Here is a 24,986-nt window from a genome sequence, read left to right as displayed (position 1 = left end):
TCAGAGATACGGCAGCATGCGGTCCAGACGGCCTGCATCCTCTGCGCGGACGTGATTCGTCTGCCGCAGGTTGCGCTTCCGCTTGGTCGCTTTCTTGGTGAGGATGTGGCTGCGGTTGGCATGACCCGCCTTGTACTTTCCGGAAGCGGTCTTCCGGAAGCGCTTGGCCGCCCCCCGATGGGTCTTGATCTTGATCTTGGACATTGCGAAGTCCCTTGTAGGATCTGTTTGCGACTGACACGGGCGGCGGCCGTCGAGGCCCGCGCTTTCCTTCCTGCCGATGCCGGTGGTTGAGCCATTGTCCCCTGGGGATCGTGGCCGGTCCTGAAAAACGGTAAAGCACCCGGGCGAGCCGGCCGGCCATTATGCAGGGCGCAGGGTGGCCGTGCAAACCCGGGCACTCCAACCCGGCACTGGCTGTTCTTCCGACCGGACCGCCACAGGAGCCTGAGACCAGCGCCGACCGCCCGTGCCCCTCGTTCCGCACCCCGGGGACTCTCCGGGGTCGGCGTGGCGTCCGTCAGCGGGACTGTCGGCGCCATGGATGGCGCCGACAAGCTTCCAGGGACGGATTCACGGCGTGTCCCGATGACGGATGCCGCGCCGGACCACCCGGGTCGCCCACCCGCCTACCTTCCTCACGTATGCCCCCACGCCCCGAGGACTCCCGCCCGCTCCGCTGCAACCCCCACGGCGTTTGCCTGGGCCGCGGACTCCGCCCCAAGGACCGAACAACAAACGAAAAAGGCGCCTTGCGGCGCCTTTTCGACCACCACATCCGGGACGGCAACACCCGTCCCGAGCGCGGTTACTTCTTCTTCGGAGCAATCATCATCACCATCTGCCGCCCTTCCAGGCGGGGACGCGACTCGATGACGATGTCCTCGCCGAGATCGGCCTCGATGCGGGCGGCCATCTGCCGGCCCAGCTCCTGGTGACTCATCTCGCGACCACGGAAGCGGATGTTGACCTTGATCTTGTCGCCTTCCTCGATGAAGCCGCGCATCTTCCGCAGCTTGATCTGGTAGTCGCCCTCGTCCGTGACCGGACGGAACTTCACTTCCTTGATCTCGACCTGCTTCGACTTCTTCTTGGCTTCGTTCGCGCGCTTCTGGAGGTCGAACTTGAACTTGCCGAAATCCATGATCTTGCAGACCGGCGGGTCGGCATTCGGCTGGATCTCGACGAGGTCGAGACCTTCTTCTTCGGCCATCTGCAGGGCTTCGTCCCGCGAGAGGACGCCGATCATCTCGCCGTCGGAGCCGATCACGCGCACGCGCGGGACACGGATCTCCTGGTTCCTGCGATTCTGCTTTTCCGGGGTGCTGATATTGCAATCTCCAAAGGATTTGAAAGTCCGGCCCTCGACGGCGGGGCGTTGCGGGAAGGATCCGCACGCCCCGGCGGCTCGTCAGCCACCGGGCCCGCGGGCATGCCGGACCGTCCGGCGCACCCTGCGTTCAGCCATCATGCTACTGCGCGTTGCCCACAGCCAGACGTGAAGCGAAGTCGGCGACCGGCATGCTGCCCAGGTCCTCCCCCGCGAGCGTCCGGACCGCGACCGCTCCGTTCTCCTTCTCGCGGTCCCCCACCACGAGCAGGTACGGCACGCGCTGCAGCGTGTGCTCGCGAATCTTACGGCCGATTTTCTCGTTCCGCAAATCCGCCTCGACCCGGAAGCCTTGATTGGCAAGGGTTTTCCGCACCTCGGCGACGTGGTCGGCCTGGGCATCGGTGATGTTCATCACCACCGCCTGCACCGGTGCCAGCCAGGCCGGGAACTGGCCGGCATGGTGTTCGATCAGGATGCCGATGAAGCGCTCCATCGAGCCGACGATCGCGCGATGCAGCATGACCGGATGACGGCGCTGGCTGTTCTCGTCGACGTACTCGGCGTCGAGCCGCTGCGGCATCATGAAGTCAACCTGCATCGTGCCCAGCTGCCAGGTGCGGCCGATGGCATCGCGCAGGTGGTATTCGATCTTCGGCCCGTAGAACGCGCCTTCGCCCGGCAGTTCCCGCCATTCCACGCCCGAGGCGCGCAGTGCCGAGCGCAGTGCCTCCTCGGCCTTGTCCCAGGTGGCGTCATCGCCCAGCCGCGATTCCGGACGCAGCGCGATCTTGATCTGGATGTCTTCGAAGCCGAAGTCCGCGTAGACCTTCAGCGCCTGGGCGTGGAAGTCGCGCACCTCGCCTTCCACCTGCGCTTCGGTGCAGAACACGTGGCCGTCGTCCTGGGTGAAGCCGCGCACGCGCAGGATGCCGTGCAGGGCGCCCGAGGGCTCGTTGCGGTGGCAGCTGCCGAATTCGCCATAGCGGATCGGCAGGTCGCGGTAGCTGTGCAGGCCCTGGTTGAACACCTGCACATGCCCCGGACAGTTCATGGGTTTCAGTGCGTAGGTCCGCTTCTCGGACTCGGTGAAGAACATGTTCTCCTTGTAGTTGTCCCAGTGGCCGGACTTCTGCCACAGGCTGACGTCGAGAATCTGCGGGCAGCGCACTTCGCCATAGCCGCTGTCGCGGTAGACGCGACGCATGTACTGCTCGACCACCTGCCATAGCGCCCAGCCCTTCGGATGCCAGAACACCAGGCCCGGGGCTTCTTCCTGCAGGTGGAACAGCTGCTGCGCCTTGCCGATGCGGCGGTGGTCGCGCTTCTCGGCCTCCTCGATGCGCTGCACGTAGGCCTTGAGTTGCTTCTCGTCGGCCCACGCGGTGCCGTAGATGCGCTGCAGCTGCTCGTTGGCGGCATCGCCGCGCCAGTAGGCGCCCGAGATGCGCAACAGCTTGAACGCCTTGAGGAAGCGCGTGTTCGGCACGTGCGGGCCGCGGCACATGTCGACGTACTCCTGGTGGTGGTACAGGCCCATCGCGGTGATGTCGGCGGGCATGTCGTCGATCAGGCGCAGCTTGTAGTCCTCGCCGCGCGCGCGGAACTCCTCGACCACCTCGTCGCGCGGGGTCATCTTCTTGACCACGTCGTAGTCGAGCGCGATGAGCTCGCGCATGCGCTGTTCGATCGCTTCCATGTCCTCGGGCGTGAACGGGCGCTCGCGCCAGATGTCGTAATAGAAGCCGTCGTCGATGACCGGGCCGATCACCATCTTGGCGTCGGGATACAGCTGCTTGACCGCATGGCCGACCAGATGCGCGCAGGAGTGGCGGATGATCTCGACGCCTTCCGGATCCTTCGGCGTCAGGATCTGCAGGGTGGCATCGTGCTCGATGAGGTCGCACGCATCCACCTGGCGGCCATCGACCTTGCCGGCCACGGTGGCCTTGGCCAGGCCCGGCCCGATCGACTGCGCGACCTGCATGACGGTGACGGGGGCATCGAACTCGCGGCGGCTGCCGTCGGGAAGGGTGATGGTGATCATGGGAAGCCGGGATTCGTCTGGGGGATCGGAGTGGAACTGCGGTGCCTGCACGTCGAGCCAGGGCCTGGGCATAAAAAAAGCGCCACGAGGGCGCCGACGGACGGAACCCCGGGTGCTCTAGCGTCGGCAGCTGGTAGTGCCCATGTCGCACGCTCGGCCGGCGTTTCCGCGGGCCACCCTGGTCGGTGTGGTGACTGGAGCGCGATTCTAGCAGCGTTGCAAGCGCCGGACAGCACGACGCCCGCGCGGGGCGGGCGTCGGCAGTGGCACGTGGTCAGCTCTTGTAGCTGAGCTTGCGGTTGATCGCCAATGCCGCGGCGGTGGCCACCGCGCCCGACAGCAGGTAGGCGCCCAGCCACGCCAACCCGAAGTTCGCGCACAGCCACAACGCCACCAGCGGTGCGAACGCCGCACCGATCAGCCAGGCGACGTCGGAGGTCAGCGCCGCGCCGGTGTAGCGGTAGCGGCGGCCGAAGTTCGCGGTCACCGCGCCGGCGGCCTGGCCGTACGACAGGCCGAGCAGGACGAAGCCGATCAGCACGAACGCGGCCTGGCCGACTTCACCACTGGCGAGGATGGTCGGTGCGAAACCGCTGAACATCGCGATCGCAAGCGCCAGGCCGCCGAGCGTGCGTGCGCGGCCGACGCGGTCGGCGATGAAGCCGGAGGCGACGATGGCACCAGCGCACAGGAAGGCGCCGACGATCTGGATCACCAGGAACGCCGGGATCGACTGCTCGGAATACAGCAGGATCCACGACAGCGGGAAGATGGTGACGATGTGGAACAGCGCGTAGCTGCACAGCGCGGCGAACGCGCCGATGAACACGTGCCGGCCCTTGGCCTGGAACAGTTCGCGCACGGGGGTCGGCTCGAGTTCGAGCTCGTCCATCTTGTTGCGGTACTCGTCCGCCACCGCAAGGCGCAGGCGCGCGAACAGCGCCACGACGTTGATCGCCAGGGCCACGAAGAACGGATAGCGCCATCCCCAGGCCAGCAGGTCGTCCATGCTCAGGCTGGCATAGAGGAACGCGAACACACCCGCCGCGACGATGAAGCCCAGCGGCGCGCCCAGCTGCCCGAGCATCGCGTACCAGCCGCGGCGCTCCTTCGGTGCGTTGAGCGCGAGCAGCGACGGCAAGCCATCCCAGGAGCCACCCAGGGCCACGCCCTGCAGGGTGCGGAACGCCGCAAGCAGCACGATGGCCAGCATGCCGAGGCTGCCGTACGTGGGCAGGAAGGCGATGCCCGCGGTCGCGGTGCCGAGCAGGAACAACGCGCTGGTGAGCTTCACGCCCAGGCCCCAGCGCGACTGGATCTTCATGAAGAGCACGGTGCCGAACGGGCGCGCGATGAACGCAAGCGCGAACACAGCGAACGCTGCCAGCGTGCCTTCCAGACGATCGAGGAACGGGAAGAAGATCGACGGGAAGATCAGCGCCGAGGCGATGCCGTAGACGAAGAAGTCAAAGTACTCCGACGCGCGTCCGATCACCACGCCGACGGCGATTTCGCCCGGTGCGATATCGTGGCTGGCCTTGGTGCCGTGGTCGTGATCGGACAGGGTGGCATCGGGATGCATGGACATCGACGTTCGGCTCGCAGGTATGGAACGGAAAGCGCGGGACAGCTCGGATGCAGTCCCGCCAGCATCGGCAAGTTTCGCAGCCTTGCCCGTGCGGCGCGATGGGACAAAACGTCCAATCGTCGGCGCACGGGCGCCGGACTAGAGTGGCCGGCTCGTGTCACCCGGCCGTAGAACCCTCATGACCCGTTCCCGATCCATCCTGCGCATTGCCGCTGCCCTCGGGCTGGCCGCACTGCTTTCAGGCTGCAATTCCCTGCTGCTGCTTTCCCCGCCCGGCGACGTGGCTGCCCAACAGGGCAACCTGATCGTGGTGGCGACGGTGTTGATGCTCATCGTGATCGTGCCGGTGATCATCCTGACCTTCGTGTTCGCGTGGCGTTACCGCGCCTCCAACCGCAAGGCCAAGTACACCCCGGACTGGGACCATTCCACCCAGCTCGAGCTGGTGATCTGGGGCGTGCCGCTGCTGATCATCATCGCGCTCGGCGCGATCACCTGGATCAGCACGCACCTGCTGGACCCGTACCGTCCGCTCGAACGCCTGGATGCCAACCGTGCGGTGCCGGAGGACGTCGAGCCGCTCGAGGTGCAGGTGGTGGCGATGGACTGGAAGTGGTTGTTCATCTACCCCGAGTACGGCGTGGCCGTGGTCAACGAGGCCGCGGCGCCGGTGGACCGCCCGATCCGCTTCAGCATCACCTCGTCGTCGGTCATGAACGCGTTCTACGTCCCTGCGCTGGCCGGAATGATCTACGGCATGCCGGGCATGCAGAGCACCCTGCATGCGGTGATGAACGAGCCGGGCGACTACGCCGGCTTCTCGTCCAATTACAGCGGCGCCGGTTTCTCGCACATGCGCTTCCGCTTCCACGGCATGTCCGACGCGGACTTCGACGGCTGGATCGCCGGTGCACGCGAAAGCGGCAAGGCGCTTACGCGCGCCGAATACCTCGCGCTTGAGGAACCCAGCCAGCGGGAGCCGGTGCGCTACTACGCCAACGTCGACGACGGCATGTTCGACATGATCGTCAACCGCTGCGTCGACATCGACCGCCTGTGCATGGACCAGATGATGGCGCTTGATTCCGCCGGCGGAATGGGCCTGCGCGGCCTCGACGCGCTGGCCATCCCGCGCCAGGGCGATGTAAGGAACGGCCCCTACATCTCGGCCGGCGTATGCACCGTCGAGACCGTCGCCCCGCTGCTGTCGTCCGTCGTCGGCGGTCTGCAGGCGCCCTGACGCCTGCCCGTCGCCCGATCGCTACTCCGGAAACTCCAGATGTCCCCTGAACACGGCTTGCCCTATTCCCCCCTTTTCGGTCGCCTGTCGTGGGATTCGGTTCCCATGCTGCACGACCCCATCGTCATGGCGGCGTTCGTCGGCACCGCCGTCGCCGGCATCGCGCTGTTCGCGGTGATCACCAGGTACCGCCTGTGGGGTACGTTGTGGAAGGACTGGTTCACCAGCATCGACCACAAGAAGATCGGCATCATGTACATGGTGCTGGGCCTGGTGATGCTGCTGCGCGGTTTCGCCGACGCGCTGATGATGCGCCTGCAGCAGGCCATGGCCTTCGGTGACAACCTCGGCTATCTGCCACCGCACCACTACGACCAGATCTTTACCGCCCACGGCGTGATCATGATCTTCTTCGTGGCGATGCCGCTGGTGACCGGGTTGATGAACTACCTGGTGCCGCTGCAGATCGGCGCGCGCGACGTGGCCTTCCCGTTCCTCAACAACTTCTCGTTCTGGATGACCACCGCCGGCGCGATGCTGGTGATGCTGTCGCTGTTCCTGGGCGAATTCGCCGCCACCGGCTGGCTGGCCTACCCCCCGCTGTCGGGCATCGGCTTCAGCCCGGGCGTGGGCATGGACTACTACCTGTGGGCGTTGCAGATCGCAGGCGTAGGCACATTGCTGTCCGGCGTGAACCTGCTGGTGACCATCATCAAGATGCGTGCGCCGGGCATGGACATGATGAAGATGCCGGTGTTCACCTGGACCTCGCTGTGCGCCAACGTGCTGATCGTGGCGTCGTTCCCGGTGCTCACCGCGGTGCTGGGCATGCTCACGCTGGACCGCTATCTCGGCACCAACTTCTTTACGTCCGACCTTGGCGGCAACGCCATGATGTACGTCAACCTGATCTGGATCTGGGGCCACCCGGAGGTCTACATCCTGATCCTGCCGCTGTTCGGCGTGTTCTCCGAGGTGGTATCGACCTACTCCGGCAAGCGCCTGTTCGGCTACTCGTCGATGGTGTACGCCACGGTCTGCATCACGGTGCTGTCGTACCTGGTGTGGCTGCACCACTTCTTCACCATGGGGTCGGGCGCGAGCGTCAACTCGTTCTTCGGCATCACCACGATGATCATCTCGATCCCCACCGGCGCGAAGATCTTCAACTGGCTGTTCACCATGTACCGCGGGCGCATCCGCTTCGAGGTGCCGATGCTGTGGACGATCGGCTTCATGGTGACGTTCGTGATCGGCGGCATGACCGGCGTGCTGCTGGCGGTGCCGCCGGCGGACTTCGTGCTGCACAACTCGCTGTTCCTGGTGGCGCACTTCCACAACGTGATCATCGGTGGCGTGGTGTTCGGCCTGTTCGCGGCCATGACCCACTGGTTCCCGAAGGCCTTCGGTTTCAAGCTCGACGACTTCTGGGGCAAGCTGTCGTTCTGGTTCTGGCTGTCGGGCTACTGGGTCGCGTTCACCCCGATCTACATCCTCGGCCTGATGGGCGTGACCCGCCGCCTGAGCCACTTCGAGGATCCGTCGTACCAGATCTGGTTCCAGATCGCGCTGGTCGGCGCGGTGCTGATCGCGCTGGGCATCGCGGCGTTCCTGATCTGCATCTACGTCAGCTTCCGCAAGCGCGAGCAGCTGCGTGATGTCACCGGCGACCCGTGGGACGGGCGCACGCTGGAATGGTCGACCTCGTCGCCGCCGCCGGACTACAACTTCGCGTTCACCCCGGTCGTGCACGACAACGACGCATGGACCGACATGAAGGAGCGCGGCTTCAAGCGCCCGACCAGTGGCTTCACTGCGATCCACATGCCGAAGAACACCCCGGCAGGCCTCGTGCTGTCGGTACTGGCCACGGTGTGCGGCTTCGGTCTGATCTGGCACATCTGGTGGCTGGCGTCGGTGAGCTTCGTCGCGCTGGTGGTCTACGCGATCTGGCACAGCTTCAACTACGACCGCGATTTCCATATCCCCGCCGAAGAGGTCGCGGCGACCGAGCACGCACGTACCGAGCAACTGAAGAACGTCCATGTCTGAATCCATCGCCATGACCCGTGAGGACGGCTCGCCGGTCTTCCTCGACACGGGCAACAAGCACCACCCCGAGAACGGCACGCTGCTGGGCTTCTGGATCTACCTGCTCAGCGACCTGATGATCTTCGCCAGCCTGTTCGCCACCTACGGCGTGCTGGGGCGCTCGTACGCGGCGGGCCCGTCGGGGGCCGACCTGTTCGACCTCCGGCTGATCGCCGCCAACACCGCGATCCTGCTGGTGTCGTCGATCACCTATGGCTTCGCGATGATCGCGATGCAGCGCCGGCAGTCGAAGGCCGTGATCGGCTGGCTGGCCGCGACCGGCGTGCTCGGCACGGCATTCCTCGCCATCGAGATCTACGAGTTCTGGCACCTGATCTCGCTGGGCGCGGGCCCGCAGCGCAGCGCATTCCTGTCGGCGTTCTTTGCACTGGTCGGCACCCACGGCCTGCACGTGCTGTTCGGCGTGATCTGGCTTGTGGTGCTGTGCGTGCAGGTCAACAGGCACGGGCTGACCCGCGCCAATACCCGCCGCATCGCCTGCCTGTCGTTGTTCTGGCATTTCCTCGACGTCGTGTGGATCGGCGTCTTCACCTTCGTCTACCTGATGGGAGTGCTGCCATGAGTGGCAAGAGCGGTCACGCCGGAAGCGACCACGGCACCCTGGATCCGCCCGAAAACCATCTCGAGGTCGGCATCCCGCACGTCACCGCCAGGGAGTACCTCACCGGCTTCGTGCTGGCGGTGATCCTCACCGTGATCCCGTTCTGGCTGGTGATGGGCGACGTGCTCCCCGACCCCACCATCACCTCGGTGGTGCTGCTGGCCTTCGCCGCCGTGCAGGTGGTCGTGCACATGATCTATTTCCTGCACATGAACCCGAAGTCGGAAGGCGGCTGGAACATGCTGGCGCTGATCTTCACCCTGGTGCTGGTGGTGATCGTGCTCGCCGGCTCGTTGTGGGTCATGCACCACCTCAACACCAACATGATGCCGGGCCCGCACGACATGGAAGAGATGCTGCGGAACCTGCAATGAGCCCGACCCCGGCCGCCACCGCCGCAACTCCGCGGTCGCGGCGGCCGGTGCTTCGCATCGTCTTCGCCGCCGCACTTGTGGCGGCTTTTTTCTGCTTTGTCGCGCTGGGCACCTGGCAGTTGCAGCGCATGGCCTGGAAGGACGCGCTGATCGCCCGTGTCGATGCCCGGGTGCACGCGGAACCGGTCGACCCGCCCGCGCGTGCACGCTGGGAGTCGATCACCGCCGAGAACGACGAGTACCGCCGCGTGCGCGTGCATGGCGAGTGGCTCGATGTGGTACCCGCACGCACGCAGGCAGTGACCGGGGCCGGTGCCGGCTGGTGGCTGCTGTCGCCACTGCAGACCGCATCCGGCGACATCGTGCTGGTCAACCGCGGCTTCGTGCCGGCGGGCACGGATGTGGCCGCGCCGGCGCCAGGGCCTGCGGAGGTTGTGGGACTGCTCCGCCTGCCCGAGGTGGGCGGGGGTTTCCTCCGCGACAACGACCCCGCCGCGGACCGCTGGCATTCGCGCGACGTGGCCGCCATTGCCGCCTCGCGGGGACTGCCTGCCGAGCGCGTCGCGCCCTACTTCATCGACGCCGGACATGACCCTGCCCGCGCCGGCTGGCCGCGCGGCGGCCTCACCGTGGTGAAGTTCCGCGACCACCACCTGCAGTACGCGCTCACCTGGTTCGCGATGGCACTGCTGACGCTGGTGGCCGGCGCCTGCCTGTTCGTGATCGAGCGCCGTTTCCGGCACCATCGCGGGCAATCTTCCACGGAGCCTTCCGATGTCCGACCGCGCACGGGGCGGTGACGCGATCGCGGACCTCCTGCCCGGCCCCACGGGCCTGACCGGCAACCCCGACCACGCCGGGCTGCGCAGCATGCAGCAGCTGATCCAGCTGCGATGGATCGCCACCGTCGGCCAGGTGGCGGCGATCCTCGTCGTGCATTTCGGATACGGCATCACGCTGCCGCTGCAGGCGATGTTCGCCGTGCTCGGCGTGCTGGTGGTATTCAACCTGTTGAGTCTTGCGTGGTGGCATGGCCGCAGCCGGATCACCGGCTTGGCGCTGCTGGTGGCGCTGCTGGTGGACGTGGCCTCGCTGACCGCGCAGCTGCATCTCAGCGGCGGCCTCAGCAATCCGTTCCTGTTCCTGTACCTGCTTCAGGTGGCCCTGGGCGCGGTGCTGCTGCGCTCGCCGTACACCTGGCTGGTGGCCGCGGCGACCGCGCTCGGCGTCGTGCTGCTGGTGACGTTTCCGGGGCCCACGCAGGTGCCGGTCGATCCCGCCGACGGCCTCGCCGATCCCTATGTACAGGGCCTGCTGGTGTGCTTCGGGTTGATGGCGGCGCTGCTGGTGGTGTTCGTCGCGCGTATCGAGCGCATCCTGCGCGAGCGCGCGGCACGCCTGGCCGCCCTGCGCCAGCGCGCCGCGGAGGAAGAACACATCGTGCGCATGGGGCTGCTGGCAAGCGGTGCCGCGCACGAGCTCGGCACGCCGCTGTCGACCCTTGCGGTGATCCTGCGCGACTGGCAGCACCTGCCGCTGTTCGCCTCCGAGCCGGAACTGCGCGAGGACGTCGCGGAGATGGAAGCGCAGGTGCTGCGCTGCAAGGCGATCGTCACCAATATCCTGCTGGCGGCCGGAGAGATGCGCGGCGAGGCGCCACGCGAGACCACCCTGCACGCGTTCCTCGACGGCATGGCCGGGGAATGGCAGCGCTCGCGGCCGGTGCGCAGCTTCGAATACCACAACCGCTGCGAGCAGGATCCGCCGCTGGTCTCCGAGCCCGGCCTGCGGCAGATGGTCTTCAACGTGCTCGACAACGCGCTGGAAGCGTCGCCGGACCACGTCGCGCTCGACGTGGCCTGCGTCGGCAACGAACTGGTGATCGAAGTGGCCGATGCCGGCATCGGATTCGACGCCGCGATCCTCGAGCGTCTCGGCACCCCCTACAACTCCAGCAAGGGTGAGCCGGGCCGGGGGCTGGGTCTGTTCCTGTCGGTCAACGTGGCCCGTACACTCGGCGGGCGGCTGTCCGCCCGCAATCGTCCGATGGGTGGCGCCGTGGTGACGATGGTGCTGCCGCTGTCGTCGCTGGCGCTCGAGGAGCAGGACACCGATGACGAATGAATCGCCCCGCAGGCTGCTGATCGTCGAGGACGACGCCGCCTTCGCACGCACGCTTGCGCGATCCTTCCAGCGCCGCGGGTATGCCGTGCACGCCGCGGCCAGTCTCGACGAGCTGCCTGCAGCGCTGCAGCAGTTCGCCCCCACGCATGCGGTGGTCGACCTCAAGCTGGCCAACGGCAGTTCCGGGCTCGCCTGCGTGCAGGCGCTGCACGCGCATGACCCGGACATGCTGATCGTGGTGCTGACCGGCTATGCCAGCATCGCCACCGCGGTGGAGGCGATCAAGCTCGGCGCCTGCCACTACCTGGCCAAGCCGTCGAACACCGACGACATCGAAGCGGCCTTCGATCGGGCGCAGGGCACCGTGGACGTGGAACTGACCGCGCGCACGTCGTCGATCAAGACGCTGGAGTGGGAACACATCCACCAGACCCTGGCCGAAACCAACTTCAACATCTCCGAGGCCGCGCGCCGATTGGGGCTGCACCGCCGCACGCTGGCGCGCAAGCTGGAGAAGCAGCGGGTGAAGTGAGAGTGGTGGCAGGTCGGGACGCTGACCCTCTCCCGCGTGCGGGGCGCAGCTTCGCAGGATTGCCGGTCTGGCGGGCCAGGCCGCCGATGGGTGACAGCCAGGGGTGGGCGCGCATCCAGGATGCTTCGACATCTGGGCCCTTCTCCCGCGTGCGGGTGAAGGTGGCCCGAAGGGCCGGATGAGGGCATCCGTCGCGTCAGGTTACACCGCTGAAATCACGCAGAACCTCCACCGGCACACCCACCCGCCTGCACGCGCGTGGTGCCACGCCATCGGGCAGGGCCATGCGGAACAGCGGTGCCGCGGCCCGCAGTGCACTGGCGCAGGCGCGGTGGCGTGCGCGTTGCAACGGCCCGATCTCCAGCAGCGCTTCCGCCCACGGCGGCAGCAACGCGGCACCCGCACCGAGGAACAGTTCGCGCGAGAGCGTCGCCCCCGGCACCGGCAGGCGAACGTCGCGCAGCACCGCCAGTACTTCGCGCGAGCGTGCGTCGTAGCGCAACTCTGGCCGCACGCGCGCGAAGTAGGCGGCGACGCGGGCAGCATCCGCCGGCACATCGCACGCACCCAACGCCTCGGCCACGCGGCGCGTCTCGTCGTAGTAATGATCCCCGAAGCCGGCAGGACCCGGCAGGCCGGCGTACGCATTGAAGCCCTGCAGGAAAGCGTACGCCTCGGTGACATGCACCCAGGTCAGCAGTTCCGGATCGTCGGCCGCGTAGGCCACGCCATCGGCGGTCTCGCCGCGCACGCGGGTGTGGATGGCGGTGACGCGGCGAATCAGGCGTTGCGCCTGCTCCGTGCCGGCGAAGGTGGTGCCGGCGACGAACGCGGTCGTGCGCCGCAGCCGCCCGACCAGGTCACCGCGGAAATCCGAATGGTCCCAGACGCCTGCCAACGCCCGCGGGTGCAGGGCCTGCAGCATCAGCGCGCAGAGCCCGCCGGCCAGCATGCCGGCGAAATCCGCATGCACCCGCCAGGTCACCGATTGCGGGCCGAACAGCCCGGGATCGCCCGGTGGATGGTCGTAGTCGATGCCGCTTTCCCCGCGCGGGAACACGCCCAGCACCCATCGGCGGATGGCGGCGGCTGCCGGCGTGGCGAACGGGAGTGCGGGACGTTGCATGGCTGCATCGTATCGGCAGCGCTCGACCGTCGGCGGACTGGCGCCTGACCGGCTGCGCACTGGAGTCCGGCCCCGGACGCGAAAAACCCCGGCTTTCGCCAGGGTTCCGTTCCAAAAACACCACTCAAGCTGTTGTTTTTGGTGGGCGGTACAGGGTTCGAACCTGTGACCCCTACCATGTCAAGGTAGTGCTCTACCGCTGAGCTAACCGCCCGATGCCTCGCCATCCGGCAAGGCCGCGAATTCTAGCCCGCGCCAGCGCAGCCGGCAAGCGGAATCGTCATCGCGCCGCCGCGGCTCCGCCCAGCGTCGCCTCCTTCAGGCGCCGGATCTGGTCGCGCACCTGTGCCGCGTCCTCGAACTCCAGGTCGCGTGCGTGCTGGTACATCTTCTGCTCGAGCTCCCGCAGCTTCGCCGCCGCCTGCGAGGCATCCAGGCGCGCGTAGTCCTCGCCCTGCTCGGCCACCTTGCGACCACGGCCGCGCCCCTTCTTCTCCAGCGCGGAATCGGCACGTGCGCCTTCCATGACGTCCATGATCGCGCGCTGCACCGACTTCGGGGTGATGCCGTGCGCCTCGTTGTACTCGACCTGCTTCTGGCGACGGCGGTCGGTCTCGTCCAGCGCCGCCTGCATCGAACGGGTCACCGAATCGGCATAGAGGATGGCCTTGCCACGCAGGTTGCGCGCGGCACGGCCGATGGTCTGGATCAGCGAACCGGCCGAACGCAGGAAGCCTTCCTTGTCGGCATCGAGGATCGCCACCAGCGAGACCTCCGGCATGTCCAGGCCTTCGCGCAGCAGGTTGATGCCCACCAGCACGTCGAACTGGCCCAGCCGCAGGTCGCGGATGATCTCCACGCGCTCGACGGTGTCGATGTCGGAGTGCAGGTAGCGCACCCGCACGCCGTGCTCGGCGAGGTACTCGGTAAGGTTCTCGGCCATGCGCTTGGTGAGCGTGGTGATCAGCACGCGGTCGCCCATCGCCACGCGCAGGTGGATCTCGCCCAGTACGTCGTCGACCTGGGTCGCGACCGGGCGGATCTCGACCTCCGGATCGATCAGCCCGGTCGGGCGCACCACCAGTTCGACCACCTCGCCTTCGGACTTCTCCAGTTCGTACTTGCCGGGCGTGGCGGACACGAAGATCATCCGCGGCGCGCGCTCCTCCCATTCCTCGAAGCGCAGCGGCCGGTTGTCGAGCGCCGACGGCAGGCGGAAGCCGAAGTCGACCAGCGTCTCCTTGCGCGCACGGTCGCCGCGGTACATGCCGCCGATCTGCGGAACGGTCACGTGCGACTCGTCGAGCACCAGCAGCGCATCGGGCGGCAGGTAATCGAACAGCGTCGGCGGCGGTTCGCCCGGACCGCGGCGGGTCATGTGCCGCGAGTAGTTCTCGATGCCGTTGCAGTAGCCCACCTCGGCCATCATCTCGAGGTCGAACTGGGTGCGCTGCGCCAGCCGTTGCGCCTCCACCAGCTTGTTCTGCGCGTACAGCTCTTCCAGGCGCTCCTTGAGTTCGACCTTGATCGACTCGACCGCGGTGAGCACGCTCTCGCGCGTGCTGGCGTAATGGGTCTTCGGGTACACGGTGAAGCGTGGGATTTTCCGCTGCACCTCGCCGGTCAGCGGATCGAACAGGCTGAGATTTTCGATCTCGCCGTCGAACAGCTCGATGCGCAGCGCCTCCATCTCCGATTCCGCCGGGTGCACGTCGATCACCTCGCCGCGCACCCGATAGCTGCCGCGGCGCAGCTCGGTGTCGTTGCGCGTGTACTGCAGCTCGGTGAGGTGCCGGATCAGCGCGCGCTGCTCGATGCGCTCGCCGCGCGCCAGGATCAGCCGCAGCTTGAGGTAGTCCTCCGGATCGCCGAGGCCGTAGATGGCCGACACCGTGGCCACGATCAACGCGTCCGGGCGCGAGAGCAGCGCCTTGGTCGCCGAGAGCCGCATCTGCTCGATGTGCTCGTTGATCGAACTGTCCTTCTCGATGAAGGTGTCCGACGACGGCACGTAGGCCTCGGGCTGGTAGTAATCGTAATAGCTGACGAAGTACTCGACCGCGTTGTGCGGGAAGAACGACTTGAACTCGCCGTACAGCTGCGCGGCAAGTGTCTTGTTCGGCGCCATCACCAGGGTCGGCTTCTGCACCGCCTGGATCACGTTGGCGATCGTGTAGGTCTTGCCCGAGCCGGTCACGCCCAGCAGCGTCTGCCGCGCCAGCCCGGACTGGAAGCCATCGATCAGACGCGCAATCGCCTGCGGCTGATCACCAGCCGGCGAATACGGGGAAACCAGCTTGAAGGGTTCGCGGCTTGAGCTCATCGGAGACGACGATCAGCGGAAACGGCCAGTTTAGTTCCCTGCTCCGAAGTGGACGTGACCGTGGCCGGAACGCCGGGCCCACCCTTCTCCCGCAAGCGGGAGAAGGTGGCCCGAAGGGCCGGATGAGGGCAATTCCTACATCGCACGCCGCCTGATGCCGATGGTGGCGGGGGCCGGCGTCGCTCCATCCTTGCGCCATCGACAACGCGGCACGGAGGCCGGTGCGATGAAGCGCAGCAATGCGGGCGTGACCCTGATCGAATTGATGACCGTGCTGACGGTCATGGCCGTCACTCTGACGATCGGCCTGCCGGCCTTCGCCGATACCCTGACCCGCTTGCGCGTGCAGACCGCCATGCACCGCATCAGCGCGGACCTCGCCGCGGCCCGCAGCACGGCCATCGCTCGCCGCAGCCAACTGGTGGTCTGCCCACGCAGCGCCGACCATCGCTGCCGCGACGACTCGGACTGGACCCAGGGCTGGATGTTCTTCCTCGACCCCGACGGCAACCGCCAACCGGATGACACAGCGGAGATCCTTGGCAGCCGCGAAGCCATGCCCCGGGGCCTGACCGTGACCGCCACCCGCCGCTACCTGCGCTACCAGCACGACGGCCGCAGTGCCCACAGCAACCAGACCGTGCGGCTCTGCGCAGGCAGCGAGCTGGCCGGCACCGTCGTCGTCAACAACCTTGGACGCGTGCGCAGCGCGCGCCCTCCCAAAGCCACGGCATGTCCGCACTGACCATGTGGAAGCCGGAACGCAAGCGCCTCTGGCCGGAACCTAGGCATCTCCAGCATGCCGACTCGCAGGGCCGACCGAGCAGACGAAGCGCGCGTAGGTAGCCCGGCGCGACGGACGAGCCCACGAATGCAGAAACCCCCGGCCCGTCCCATGCTCCGATGGCCCGGAAACGCGAAAGGCCGCGGAGATCCGCGGCCTTTCGCATCATCATCTGGCGCCCGAAGTTGGACTCGAACCAACGACCCCCTGATTAACAGTCAAGTGCTCTAACCGGCTGAGCTATTCGGGCGGGGACGCGTATTGTAGGGCTTGGTGGGATAGGGTCAAGCAGCGATCAATCCGAAGCGGGAAGCCCCGCTGTGCCGAATGAGCATTCGGCCGGCTCCCCCCGCTCGTGGAAACGCGCGCCCGTGGACAGCAACGCGAGTGCGCCGCATCGATCCGCCGCCTGCGCGGATCCGGCTACCGGGGTCGCCGTCGCCGTATACGTCCGTCCGTCCGCCGCGACCTGCACGGCAACGCCATAGAACGCGGTTCCCGTGCGGGGCGACTTGTCGAACCCCGCGGGGAGGGAAAATCCACTGTAGGTGCTGTTGATCGTGCGGTATCGCTCGGCCAACTGCCCCACTTCCACGAGATCGGCCTTTGCCTGACCCCGCCGTCCCTTGCGCACGGAGTCCTGGTAGGACGGTAGCGCGATCGCAGCGAGGATCGCGACCACGGCAACCACAACCATCAGTTCGATCAGGGTGAACCCAGCCGCGCGCGAATGGCATGAAGTGCGGACCTGCTCGCTCATTTCAGCTGTCTCCAGGATTGCCGTCCGCATGGTCTTGGCAGCACGAAACCACCCGGATAGATCACCACCGAGCACTCCTCGAAGGTCGGGCAATCCACACCAGGCGTGCAGTGCGGACTGCTGATCTCCTTGATCGTGTCGATGCTGCCCAGTCCCATCGAGGTGATCGGTGCACGGGCGCCGCCGGACTCGTTCCCACCACCATCGATCGACACCGCGCCACAGCCCGCGCCGGTACACACCGCGTCGCCGCCCGGCAGCGCGCCGAGGTTGGACAGCGCGCCCGCGCCGGAAAGCAGGTCAAGGCCGTAGACAAAGTTCAACCCTCCGGGGTTGCAGCTGTCTTCCACGGGTGTGTAGGTGGTGAAGAACACCCGGCCGCTCTGGATCAATGGCGCCCCGATGAACCGCTCGCCTGCACCCACGTAGTTGGGCGCGCCGGCGGTGCCCGTGTTCACCGCCAGGTCCAGATACCATCCGCGCCGCGCACCGGCGCCGAAGTAGGTCACCATCTGTCGGGTCAGGGTACGCACCAGTTGCCCGTCGGATCCGGTCGCCTGACCGCTGATGGATTGGGCCGTCAATGCAGCGCGCCCGTCCGGCACCGCCGTGCCATTGTCGAAGATTCCGTACAGGGACTGCACGTCCGGCGAGGAGGGCACCGTGTTGTCCACGGTGAACACGTACCGGCCGGTGCCGAAGTACACCATCACCCCGGTGCCCGGGCCGGCGGCGACACGGATCCCACCGGTGATCGGCTGACGCTCTCCGTCCTTCTCGGCGACGAACAGCGGCACGCCGCTATTGGCGACCGTCCAGGCGGATTCATCACCGCCGCCCAGGTCGAACTTCCACAGGTTGCCCTGCAGGTCCCCCCCGTAAACGGTGTCCACACGGCCATTGCCATTCTTGTCGATGGCCGTGACCTGGGCCAGCCCGTTGTACGGAGCCTCGCTACGCGCGCACAGCGACGGGGCGATGGCGCCGAAGAAGCGACAGATCCAGTTGTCGACCGGCGTACCGACCGCGGAGGCGGGGTTGCCGTCGTTTCCGGTGATCTTCCTGATCAGCTGGCCGGTAAACGCATCGAGGATATAGAGCGACGGGTCGCTGTTGATCCCACCATAGCCGTTGCCCACCACCACGCCCCACTTGCCATTTTCCAGCGGGACGATCAGCGGCTTGCCGAAAATATGCCCGATGTCGTAGTCGATGGAGCTGTTGCGTTCCCACAGCACGTCGCCCGCACCGAAAGATTGCGGGTTAGTCACGTCCAGGACGAACAATGACTTCCCGCCTGCCCCTGTCGTACCCGCCAGCAGGGTCTTCCAGTTGCTGCCCTGCCTGGCATCGCTCACCGCGATCTGGCCATCCACGTAGTAGCGGTGGCTGTAGAGGTCGTCGGGAAGCGCGAGTTCACCGAGGTTGCCCAGGACGCCGTTGGGGATGTAGGCGAACAGCTCGCTCCCGGCACCGGTTCCGGCGCAGGCCTGTGCAGGCTCCGTCGGGCATGGCTGCGTGTTGGCATTGAAGGCGTGGAGCATGCCGTCGTTGGCGCCCACGAATACCGTCGAGCGGTCGGCAGTGCGCTTTGCAGCGAGGTATTCGTCGTACCCGGAGAACATCGCATCGGTGTAGAGCGAGTATCCGAAGTTCGACCGTGGCGAGACCGCCACTGGCTCGGAGTTGATGATGCTCCCCAGCACATGGCTGCGTTGACGCAGTGTGCCACCACGACCCGCCTCGTTGGACTGGTCACCTTCGAGATAGGAGATGAACTGGTCCGCGCTGTAGCTGGCACCGTACCGGCTGGCAACCTGCACCGGGTTGATCCCGAGGCGCACGAGCTTCTCGTCATTGCTGCCTGGCAATTCGCGCAGGCGACTGACCGTCCTGCTGCTGCTGGTGAGCGTGTGCGTGGTGAAGATGTGGTTCCCGCGGGTTGAATGACCCGGGATCCCCGCCTGCGCGTTCCAGAGACTGGCCCCCAGCGTGCCGTCAGGCTTGAACGAGACCGCGTTGATGTTGCCGGTCCAGTCCTTGGCTTCGCGGTCGCGATTGAAGGACGGCACCAGGGTGAAGGACGACGCGCCGATCCTGGCGCCGCTGATCGTGGCACTGCTCGGCTCGGGGCTCGCCTGGCGCGCGTTGTCGAATGCCTTCGCCAGCTGCGCACGCAGGTTCAGCGGGTTCGAGACCAGGAAATAGTTCTCGGGCTCGCCGTCGGATCCGATCGCGATCCTGCCTGGCGTACCGTATTTCGCCGCATACCAGAGCGGGTCACGGAGCTGCTGGCCGATGCCGGCGGAGCCCACCGTGAAGGTCCGCGACGCCTCGAAGTCGAGCCCCTCGTTGCACGGGGACTGCCCGGTCTGGCCCACGCACTCGCCGGCCCAACGTCCCGGCGGCGTGTTCAGCTCATAGACCGAGTTGCCCTTGGCCGAATCGACGTCGCGGACCTCGAGATAGACGCCGTCCCTGGTCGTACCCGAAATCACATAACCGATGTTCTGGTTCGCGGAACCGGCGGCGTACTCGGAGGTCAGCTTTACCGTTACGTTGTTGTTCTGACCGACGGAGATCTCGTAACGCACGATCGCGTCCATGTCGTGATCGTTGCCTTGCTCCACGTCCTCGTAATTGATGCGGAAAACCGCATACGGGCGCCCCTGGTTGACGGTCGTCTGGATCGGCTGCCCGTCGAAGTTGGCGATCCGCTCGACGAAGAAATCGACGATGGTATTGGTGGGCTTGCGGACGCCTCCGCCGAAGGTGCCGCTGACGGTCTTGGCAAACGGCAGGAGCTCGACGGTACGGCCATTGACCGGGATCAGCATGCGCGGCAGCGGCGAAGCCAGCGCGACCGAATAGGTCGTCAGATTGGGCGACGTGGATGCCTCGTTCAACCGGCGTGATGCCCCATAACGCGCGACCGAGGCGGAGTAGTACGTGCCCTCCTTGGTCGGCTCCTCCGGAGCAAGCCCACGGATGTTGCCGAAGCTCGACGCCGCCTTCGCGGTGGGCGCGCCGTCTGTGACCGTACCGACCTGCCCGATGAACACGTTGCGCGTACCAGCGCCGAACTCGTCGTTCCAGATGGCCTGTCCGAGGCTTGCTGCATTGAAGTCGGTCAACAGCGAATCCGCAGCTACGCTGCCAAAGGCGCTGCCCGGCAGGTTGCTGTCATAACTCGGGTTGATGTCGCTGATGACCGTCATGACCGGGCGGGAGCAGCTCGCGTAGCCACCGCCACCGTTTTGAGTCGATTTGTATGGATCCTTCCAGACGGGCTCGGGGAGGCCGAGATGATCGTCTTCGCGCTTACCATGGGCGTTCGCGGTACTGGTGAACGCGGCCGTGGGCGATGCGGCGCCGGCGAAGTAGCGCACCGCTTCGAACATCATTTCCGCGATGGGATTGCCCCACATGCGGCACTCGCCGTTCGCAAGCGCACGGTCGCCCTGCGACACGCAGTTGCCGCCCAGGTTGTTCTCCTGGTTGGCCCAGTTCCAGTTCTTGTTGCCGCTGGGAACATTGTCGCCGCCTCCCGCATAGCCACCGCCGATCATCCGCAGCCGGTCGATGCTGCGGACGATGCCGTCGACGTCCGAACGGAACACGCCATTGGATGCATTGATCTCGTTGGCGAAGTTCTCGATGTTGGAGCGGAGCACGCCGCCCTGGAGATTGTTGCGCTGGGTGCCGGTGATCAGCCCGAAATACATCCGCTGGTTCTCACCGTACTCATGAAGAATACCGGTGGGTTTGTGCGAGCCGGAGGGGTACGCCTTGCAGGACGGGTCCAGCTTTGAAGCGTCGGCCGGACAGACTTCCACTCGCACGTACTTGTCGGTATCGAACGAACCGCCGTTCGGTGTGATTAGGGAATAAACGCGGCGCTCCAACTTCTGCACACCGGAGTCGTTTCCATGCCTTGCCGGGACTACTACCCAGTTCTGCCATGGGTCCGAGCCATCCCTCCATCGGAACCGCAGACGATAATTGTCTCCGCCGCTAGCTTCTTCGTGACGGAAAGTTATGCTGTATTGCGTGTTTTTCTCAAGGGGGAGCTCACCCGTCCTGTGATCATCACATCCGCATCGGCCGTGTCCGCCGTAAAACCCGACCTCGCCTCCTTGGATAGCCCCCCCGTTTGAGCGTGTGATGCGGAAGTCAACGGCATCGTCTCCGTCGATGGAGAACTGGAAAACACGACCGTCGACATTACCGACGCGAAACTCGCCGGTAATGATGGTCATGTAGTTGTCGTGCTGCGCCGGACTGGCCCGCCCGCAATTGCTTTCGCACTCGATAGTGGATGGCGTGTCCGTAAACAACAGGTTCCCCGGCAGGGCCCATGCCGACTCGAGCGCATCGAACTGTGCTCGGTTGGTGGGATGCCCGGGATGCGCCGTGGTCGTGCCTCCCTCGCAAAGGGTGCTCTGGTTCACACAACGGAACCCCGCGACCGGCCCTTCCATTGCAACCCAGTTCCACACGCGGTGGGGCGTATTGCGCAGCACACGGAAACGCGGCGCGTGATAGTTGGGGAACGATTGGAAATTGCCCGAGAAGGTGGTGACGGCAAACAGGTGGTAGCGGCCGGCGTCAGGTGCCGACAGCGGTGTGTAATCGCTGATCCGGTATCCGTCGCGGGCCTCGCTCTGGTATTCCTTGCCCCAACTGTGCGCATCCTGCGGGAAGAACGCGCCCTGCAGGATGGTCTGCTGGTCCGTGTCGGTCTGGCGCCAGCCGCCGTACAGAACGCGCCGCAGTACGTCCATGCGCGACATCGTGGCGTAGTTCAGGAAATCACCGCTCCAGCGGTGTGTCCCGCCACAGGTCTTGTTCCACACGCCGTTCGCGGTGTCGCTGCGGGGCCCGGCCACGAACTTGTCGCCGTTGTCGTCCCAGCTGTAACAGGTGAACGAATCGAAATACCCGTAGTAATCGATCTTGTAGGGCGAACCTTCCGAGGGCACCGGGCTCTTACGCTCCCACCCCCGGTAACCCACGTCGACGATTCCGTCCCCATCCAGGTCGGATGCATCGTTATAGGCCTCGTAATAGATCTTGTGGTCCTTGCCCATGACCAGCATGTTCAGGGGCGGCACGGTATCCCGGATGTACAGGGGCACCTGCGAGATCGCCGGAGGCGAGCCGGCGAAGAACACCGGATCGGACTGCACTCCGGCACTGCGCAACGTGAGAACCAGCACCGCAGCGACGATCAGCCCGGAGCGGATGAAGAATGTGGACGTCATTGTCTGGATGTCCTTGGGTCCGGTCACGGAATGAAGACGGTGTCGACCACCGCTTCGGAACTGGCAAACAGACCTTCACGGTCCTTGGCGAACGACGTGACCTGGTAGATCTGGTCGGTCCGCTCCGACTCGTCACTGGGGTAGTCGAGCCCGCCCCAGGAGAAACACAGGTCCAGCCGCCGCACATGCGAACTGGGGTCATCCCAGCCAGCGGCGTCGTGCGCCGCGGTGCAGTTGGTCGCCGCGATCTGCGTGGCCGGAACGATGCCGGCCGCCACCTGGGCCTTCAAGGTGGCTTCGGTGTTTCGTGCCACGCCTTCCGCATTCTGGAACGCCATGTTGCTGGCCTGGTAATTGGCGGACATGCGCTCCTGGAGGCCTGCCACCTGGAGCGCGACCACCCCGATCAGCGCCAGGAGGATCAACATGATCAGCGCGACATACAGGGCAGCGCCACGTTGGTGTCGGAAGGATCGGGTTCGCATGGCCAGGCTCAATTGCCGAAGAGCCGGTTGCGGAGGGCAACCGAGTCTTCGTAGACGGTTCGATAGAAGGAATCGGCAGGCGGCGTCACCCGCACGCCCACCAGCGACAACGGCGCCACATCGACGTCGCCCGCCGTATTGCGCTGCGGGGCAGCCGCGGGCTCCGAGCTGCGTGCGAGGATGCCGACCTGCACCAGCCCCACGCGAAGCCAGGCATTGGCGTTGGCAGCTGCCGAGCCTCCGGTGAAGATGGCCGCGGACGCCACATGGCTGCGTCCGACATTGCCGGTGGGCCGCGTGGCGAGGCCGACCTCGCTGTCCACGCCGTATTGCAGTTGCAGGGACTCGATCCCTTCGACGAGTTCCTCGTTGAGCGCCGTCACCGCCCCACTGCCGTCCAGGCCGAACCGTACCCGGTACAGCGACGGCACGCCCTGCGCATTCACCCCGACGTAGTAGACCATGCTCTCCGCCCGGTAGAGCATGGCCTGGCCCGTTACGAAGGGCTGGTCCAGAAGGTCGCGCCGGCTGACTCCGCCAGCCGCGACGCGGACCGTACCGCCGCTTACGTCGTCGGCTGATTCGAACACGGCCGCGGTCATGCAATCGGCGATGCCGAGCAGGCGCGGATTGGACACCCCTTCGGTCAGCCGCGACAGATGGGCTGTATTGAACTCGATCACCGCCGGCGAGCCGGCAGTGAACGAGGTCACCTGCGCACCGGCGGGAGCGAAGTGGCGCAGGACCAGGACGTCGCTGCCGGCAACCGGGTTGATCATCGCGCTGCGGATATCGGCCGGAAGTGCCGGCGACCAGCTGCTGCCATCCGGCGCGATGTCCGGGGTAGTTCTGAGGTTGATGGTCTGCCCGGAGGACGTGCCCCTGGCGTCATAGCCCTGGATCATCTGGTCGAAGCGCAGCGCGGAGGCACCCACCGCGGCGAAGTCTCCGTTGAACTGCTGGGCGGCGGTAAGGAAGGTCGTGACCAGCGCGGGGCGCGATGGAGTGATGTTCTCGGGCAGGAACCTCGCCTGGTCGTTGACGCATCCCATATGCCCTGCGACCCGCAGGTCGCGTTGCAGCATCTCCATCGCGAACCGGCCGTTCTCCTGGGCCCGGGCCAGGCCCGACGACAGCTGGTAGGCGGTGCGCGAGGCGGAGAAGACCTGGACCAGCCCCAGGATCAGCAGGACGCCGATCAGCATCGCCACCATGAGCTCGATGAGCGACACACCGCGCTGGTGCGTTCGGGCCATCACAGCACGCTCTCCAATTCCACCCGGCCGGCCTGCGCCAGGGACGGCATGCCGTCCTCTTCCCAGGTCACGACCACGGTCGCGGTGCCGGCGTCCAGCGTCACCTCCCCGGCCGCCCCGGGCCCTAGGTTCTCCACGACTTCGCACATCCAGCGCGCGCGGTTCTGGGTGACCCCCACCGCTTCGGGCGATCCGCAACCGGCGCTGGCGTCCACCGCCGTGAAGTCCGGAACCGTGATGGTGTATGCCCCCGCCTGGCTCCGGTTGCTGCGCATCATGTCCAGCATCGAGCTGGCAAGATTCACCGCCTTGGTGCGCTGGTCGGCGCTCTTGGTGTATCGCAGGTTCATCGTCTGCAGCAGTGCCAGACCGAGGAGGCCGACCGCCAGCACCACCAGCGCGATCAGAACCTCGATGAGTGAGAAGCCGCGCGCCGCCCGGGCGTGCCCACGATGCAGTCGACCGAACCGGTTCATTCGCATGTATCCCGCATAGTCTTGATCTGGCCCGCCAGCGTCATGCCGACCTGTCGTACGTCTTCACGGCCCGCCGGACAGTCGTCGGGCTGCACGCTGATCGAAAGTGGCAGCGCCGTGGCCAGGGGACGGCCGCGCTGGTCGAACCCGATCGCTCCGACCGGGCTGCCGGCCGAGGTCACCCCAACCTGCATCTGCCGGTGCCCGTCGATGTAGCGCACCACCTCGTCGACGCCCGCGTTGAACTGCCCGCTCGCGCCGCCCGGGCGATCCACCCAGACCAGCCAACCCTCGTTCCAGTCGTCGCTGCAGGTCAGTCCATCCGCACTCGCACACAGGCCGGCACCCAAGGCACTCCGGCTGGCTTCGCTTCGCGCAAGCGCCAGTGCGGCCACAAGTTCGTTGTTGGTGGTCGCGAGACGGTTGCTGCGGAATGACGCGCGGAAATTCGGAAACGCGATGGCGGCGAGGATCGCCACGATGGCCACGGTGACCATCAGCTCCACCAGCGTGAAACCCCTGTTGCGCATTGCGCGCTCCCCTTGCCCGCATGGGCCCCCGGGT

20 protein-coding genes and 2 tRNA genes are annotated in these 24,986 nt (G+C 66.2%); 8 read left to right on the top strand and 14 right to left on the bottom strand.

Annotated features, from left to right (window positions below):
* The 4 genes from rpmI to LDO11_RS03890 all read right to left on the bottom strand — a co-directional run bounded on the left by rpmI (position 1) and on the right by LDO11_RS03890 (position 4,965).
* Positions 1-204: a 50S ribosomal protein L35 gene (gene rpmI / locus LDO11_RS03905; protein WP_100322122.1), complete on the bottom strand. Its 204-nt coding sequence runs from the start codon at positions 202-204 to the stop codon at positions 1-3.
* A 604-nt stretch (positions 205-808) separates the two neighbouring features.
* Positions 809-1,330, bottom strand: a complete 522-nt coding sequence (infC, locus tag LDO11_RS03900; protein WP_129136418.1) for a translation initiation factor IF-3 — start codon at positions 1,328-1,330, stop codon at positions 809-811.
* Positions 1,331-1,472: 142 nt separating this feature from the next.
* The gene (thrS, locus tag LDO11_RS03895) at positions 1,473-3,377 is read right to left on the bottom strand and encodes a threonine--tRNA ligase (protein ID WP_232140427.1); all 1,905 of its coding nucleotides are present in this window, start codon (positions 3,375-3,377) and stop codon (positions 1,473-1,475) included.
* 274 nt (positions 3,378-3,651) lie between these two features.
* The gene (locus LDO11_RS03890; RefSeq protein WP_232140426.1) at positions 3,652-4,965 is read right to left on the bottom strand and encodes an MFS transporter; all 1,314 of its coding nucleotides are present in this window, start codon (positions 4,963-4,965) and stop codon (positions 3,652-3,654) included.
* Positions 4,966-5,143: 178 nt separating this feature from the next.
* On the opposite strand from LDO11_RS03890, the gene cyoA reads away from it, so the two are divergent.
* Genes cyoA through LDO11_RS03855 form a run of 7 tightly spaced genes read left to right on the top strand, consistent with a single transcriptional unit; the run spans position 5,144 to position 11,948 of the window.
* On the top strand, positions 5,144-6,205 hold the full coding sequence (gene cyoA, locus LDO11_RS03885) for a ubiquinol oxidase subunit II (RefSeq protein WP_232140425.1): 1,062 nt from the start codon (positions 5,144-5,146) through the stop codon (positions 6,203-6,205).
* Positions 6,206-6,244: 39 nt separating this feature from the next.
* Entirely contained in the window at positions 6,245-8,257 is a 2,013-nt protein-coding gene (gene cyoB, locus LDO11_RS03880) for a cytochrome o ubiquinol oxidase subunit I (protein ID WP_232140424.1), read from the top strand.
* A gap of 10 nt (positions 8,258-8,267) precedes the next feature.
* Positions 8,268-8,879, top strand: coding sequence for a cytochrome o ubiquinol oxidase subunit III (cyoC, locus tag LDO11_RS03875; protein WP_435574607.1), 612 nt, complete (start codon positions 8,268-8,270; stop codon positions 8,877-8,879).
* Positions 8,876-9,292 carry a cytochrome o ubiquinol oxidase subunit IV gene (cyoD, locus tag LDO11_RS03870; protein WP_232140422.1) on the top strand — a complete coding sequence of 139 codons (417 nt, stop codon included), beginning with the start codon at positions 8,876-8,878 and terminating at the stop codon, positions 9,290-9,292. Before cyoC ends, cyoD begins: the two co-directional genes overlap by 4 nt.
* Entirely contained in the window at positions 9,289-10,092 is an 804-nt protein-coding gene (locus tag LDO11_RS03865; RefSeq protein ID WP_232140421.1) for an SURF1 family protein, read from the top strand. Before cyoD ends, LDO11_RS03865 begins: the two co-directional genes overlap by 4 nt.
* Positions 10,067-11,416, top strand: coding sequence for an ATP-binding protein (locus LDO11_RS03860; protein ID WP_232140420.1), 1,350 nt, complete (start codon positions 10,067-10,069; stop codon positions 11,414-11,416). The genes LDO11_RS03865 and LDO11_RS03860 overlap by 26 nt, the downstream gene beginning before the upstream one ends.
* A complete protein-coding gene (locus LDO11_RS03855) occupies positions 11,406-11,948 on the top strand; it encodes a response regulator transcription factor (protein WP_232140419.1) in 543 nt (180 codons plus the stop codon). The genes LDO11_RS03860 and LDO11_RS03855 overlap by 11 nt, the downstream gene beginning before the upstream one ends.
* A gap of 196 nt (positions 11,949-12,144) precedes the next feature.
* Here the strand turns inward: LDO11_RS03855 and LDO11_RS03850 are convergent, their stop codons facing one another.
* The 3 genes from LDO11_RS03850 to uvrB all read right to left on the bottom strand — a co-directional run bounded on the left by LDO11_RS03850 (position 12,145) and on the right by uvrB (position 15,397).
* Entirely contained in the window at positions 12,145-13,074 is a 930-nt protein-coding gene (locus LDO11_RS03850) for an oxygenase MpaB family protein (RefSeq protein ID WP_232140418.1), read from the bottom strand.
* 139 nt (positions 13,075-13,213) lie between these two features.
* A tRNA-Val gene (locus LDO11_RS03845) sits at positions 13,214-13,288 on the bottom strand.
* 66 nt (positions 13,289-13,354) lie between these two features.
* Positions 13,355-15,397 (bottom strand): excinuclease ABC subunit UvrB, encoded by a 2,043-nt coding sequence (gene uvrB, locus LDO11_RS03840; protein WP_232140417.1) that lies wholly within the window; start codon positions 15,395-15,397, stop codon positions 13,355-13,357.
* Positions 15,398-15,623: 226 nt separating this feature from the next.
* Here uvrB and LDO11_RS03835 point away from each other — a divergent pair, with 226 nt between their 5' ends.
* Positions 15,624-16,142, top strand: coding sequence for a GspH/FimT family pseudopilin (locus LDO11_RS03835; RefSeq protein ID WP_232140416.1), 519 nt, complete (start codon positions 15,624-15,626; stop codon positions 16,140-16,142).
* Positions 16,143-16,354: 212 nt separating this feature from the next.
* Here the strand turns inward: LDO11_RS03835 and LDO11_RS03830 are convergent.
* The 7 genes from LDO11_RS03830 to LDO11_RS03800 form a co-directional block, all read right to left on the bottom strand.
* Positions 16,355-16,431 (bottom strand) — tRNA-Asn (locus LDO11_RS03830).
* A gap of 45 nt (positions 16,432-16,476) precedes the next feature.
* Complete coding sequence (locus LDO11_RS03825; protein ID WP_232140415.1) at positions 16,477-16,941, bottom strand: type IV pilin protein; 465 nt, start codon at positions 16,939-16,941, stop codon at positions 16,477-16,479.
* Positions 16,938-22,205: a pilus assembly protein gene (locus LDO11_RS03820; protein WP_232140414.1), complete on the bottom strand. Its 5,268-nt coding sequence runs from the start codon at positions 22,203-22,205 to the stop codon at positions 16,938-16,940. Before LDO11_RS03820 ends, LDO11_RS03825 begins: the two co-directional genes overlap by 4 nt.
* Positions 22,206-22,228: 23 nt before the next feature.
* On the bottom strand, positions 22,229-22,690 hold the full coding sequence (locus LDO11_RS03815) for a pilus assembly PilX family protein (RefSeq protein WP_232140413.1): 462 nt from the start codon (positions 22,688-22,690) through the stop codon (positions 22,229-22,231).
* Between the two features lie 8 nt (positions 22,691-22,698).
* Positions 22,699-23,946 carry a PilW family protein gene (locus LDO11_RS03810; RefSeq protein ID WP_255683229.1) on the bottom strand — a complete coding sequence of 416 codons (1,248 nt, stop codon included), beginning with the start codon at positions 23,944-23,946 and terminating at the stop codon, positions 22,699-22,701.
* Positions 23,946-24,422: a type IV pilus modification protein PilV gene (pilV, locus tag LDO11_RS03805; protein WP_232140411.1), complete on the bottom strand. Its 477-nt coding sequence runs from the start codon at positions 24,420-24,422 to the stop codon at positions 23,946-23,948. Before pilV ends, LDO11_RS03810 begins: the two co-directional genes overlap by 1 nt.
* Positions 24,419-24,952, bottom strand: a complete 534-nt coding sequence (locus LDO11_RS03800; RefSeq protein ID WP_255683228.1) for a GspH/FimT family pseudopilin — start codon at positions 24,950-24,952, stop codon at positions 24,419-24,421. The genes pilV and LDO11_RS03800 overlap by 4 nt, the downstream gene beginning before the upstream one ends.
* Positions 24,953-24,986: the final 34 nt, after the last annotated feature.

Source organism: Alterluteimonas muca (assembly GCF_021191595.1).
Taxonomy (GTDB): Bacteria; Pseudomonadota; Gammaproteobacteria; order Xanthomonadales; family Xanthomonadaceae; genus Luteimonas; species Luteimonas muca.
This window is presented reverse-complemented; position numbering and strand designations above follow the sequence as displayed.

What these genes read in the sequence shown, in the direction of transcription:
- rpmI (WP_100322122.1), bottom strand. Translation starts at nt 204, where the DNA reads ATGTCCAAGATCAAGATCAAGACCCATCGGGGGGCGGCCAAGCGCTTC.
- LDO11_RS03890 (WP_232140426.1), bottom strand. Translation starts at nt 4,965, where the DNA reads ATGTCCATGCATCCCGATGCCACCCTGTCCGATCACGACCACGGCACC.
- LDO11_RS03820 (WP_232140414.1), bottom strand. Translation starts at nt 22,205, where the DNA reads ATGACGTCCACATTCTTCATCCGCTCCGGGCTGATCGTCGCTGCGGTG.
- cyoB (WP_232140424.1), top strand. Translation starts at nt 6,245, where the DNA reads ATGTCCCCTGAACACGGCTTGCCCTATTCCCCCCTTTTCGGTCGCCTG.
- pilV (WP_232140411.1), bottom strand. Translation starts at nt 24,422, where the DNA reads ATGAACCGGTTCGGTCGACTGCATCGTGGGCACGCCCGGGCGGCGCGC.
- LDO11_RS03860 (WP_232140420.1), top strand. Translation starts at nt 10,067, where the DNA reads ATGTCCGACCGCGCACGGGGCGGTGACGCGATCGCGGACCTCCTGCCC.
- LDO11_RS03800 (WP_255683228.1), bottom strand. Translation starts at nt 24,952, where the DNA reads ATGCGCAACAGGGGTTTCACGCTGGTGGAGCTGATGGTCACCGTGGCC.
- cyoA (WP_232140425.1), top strand. Translation starts at nt 5,144, where the DNA reads ATGACCCGTTCCCGATCCATCCTGCGCATTGCCGCTGCCCTCGGGCTG.
- LDO11_RS03810 (WP_255683229.1), bottom strand. Translation starts at nt 23,946, where the DNA reads ATGGCCCGAACGCACCAGCGCGGTGTGTCGCTCATCGAGCTCATGGTG.
- cyoD (WP_232140422.1), top strand. Translation starts at nt 8,876, where the DNA reads ATGAGTGGCAAGAGCGGTCACGCCGGAAGCGACCACGGCACCCTGGAT.
- LDO11_RS03825 (WP_232140415.1), bottom strand. Translation starts at nt 16,941, where the DNA reads ATGAGCGAGCAGGTCCGCACTTCATGCCATTCGCGCGCGGCTGGGTTC.
- LDO11_RS03815 (WP_232140413.1), bottom strand. Translation starts at nt 22,690, where the DNA reads ATGCGAACCCGATCCTTCCGACACCAACGTGGCGCTGCCCTGTATGTC.
- thrS (WP_232140427.1), bottom strand. Translation starts at nt 3,377, where the DNA reads ATGATCACCATCACCCTTCCCGACGGCAGCCGCCGCGAGTTCGATGCC.
- LDO11_RS03865 (WP_232140421.1), top strand. Translation starts at nt 9,289, where the DNA reads ATGAGCCCGACCCCGGCCGCCACCGCCGCAACTCCGCGGTCGCGGCGG.
- uvrB (WP_232140417.1), bottom strand. Translation starts at nt 15,397, where the DNA reads ATGAGCTCAAGCCGCGAACCCTTCAAGCTGGTTTCCCCGTATTCGCCG.
- LDO11_RS03835 (WP_232140416.1), top strand. Translation starts at nt 15,624, where the DNA reads ATGAAGCGCAGCAATGCGGGCGTGACCCTGATCGAATTGATGACCGTG.
- LDO11_RS03850 (WP_232140418.1), bottom strand. Translation starts at nt 13,074, where the DNA reads ATGCAACGTCCCGCACTCCCGTTCGCCACGCCGGCAGCCGCCGCCATC.
- LDO11_RS03855 (WP_232140419.1), top strand. Translation starts at nt 11,406, where the DNA reads ATGACGAATGAATCGCCCCGCAGGCTGCTGATCGTCGAGGACGACGCC.
- cyoC (WP_435574607.1), top strand. Translation starts at nt 8,268, where the DNA reads ATGACCCGTGAGGACGGCTCGCCGGTCTTCCTCGACACGGGCAACAAG.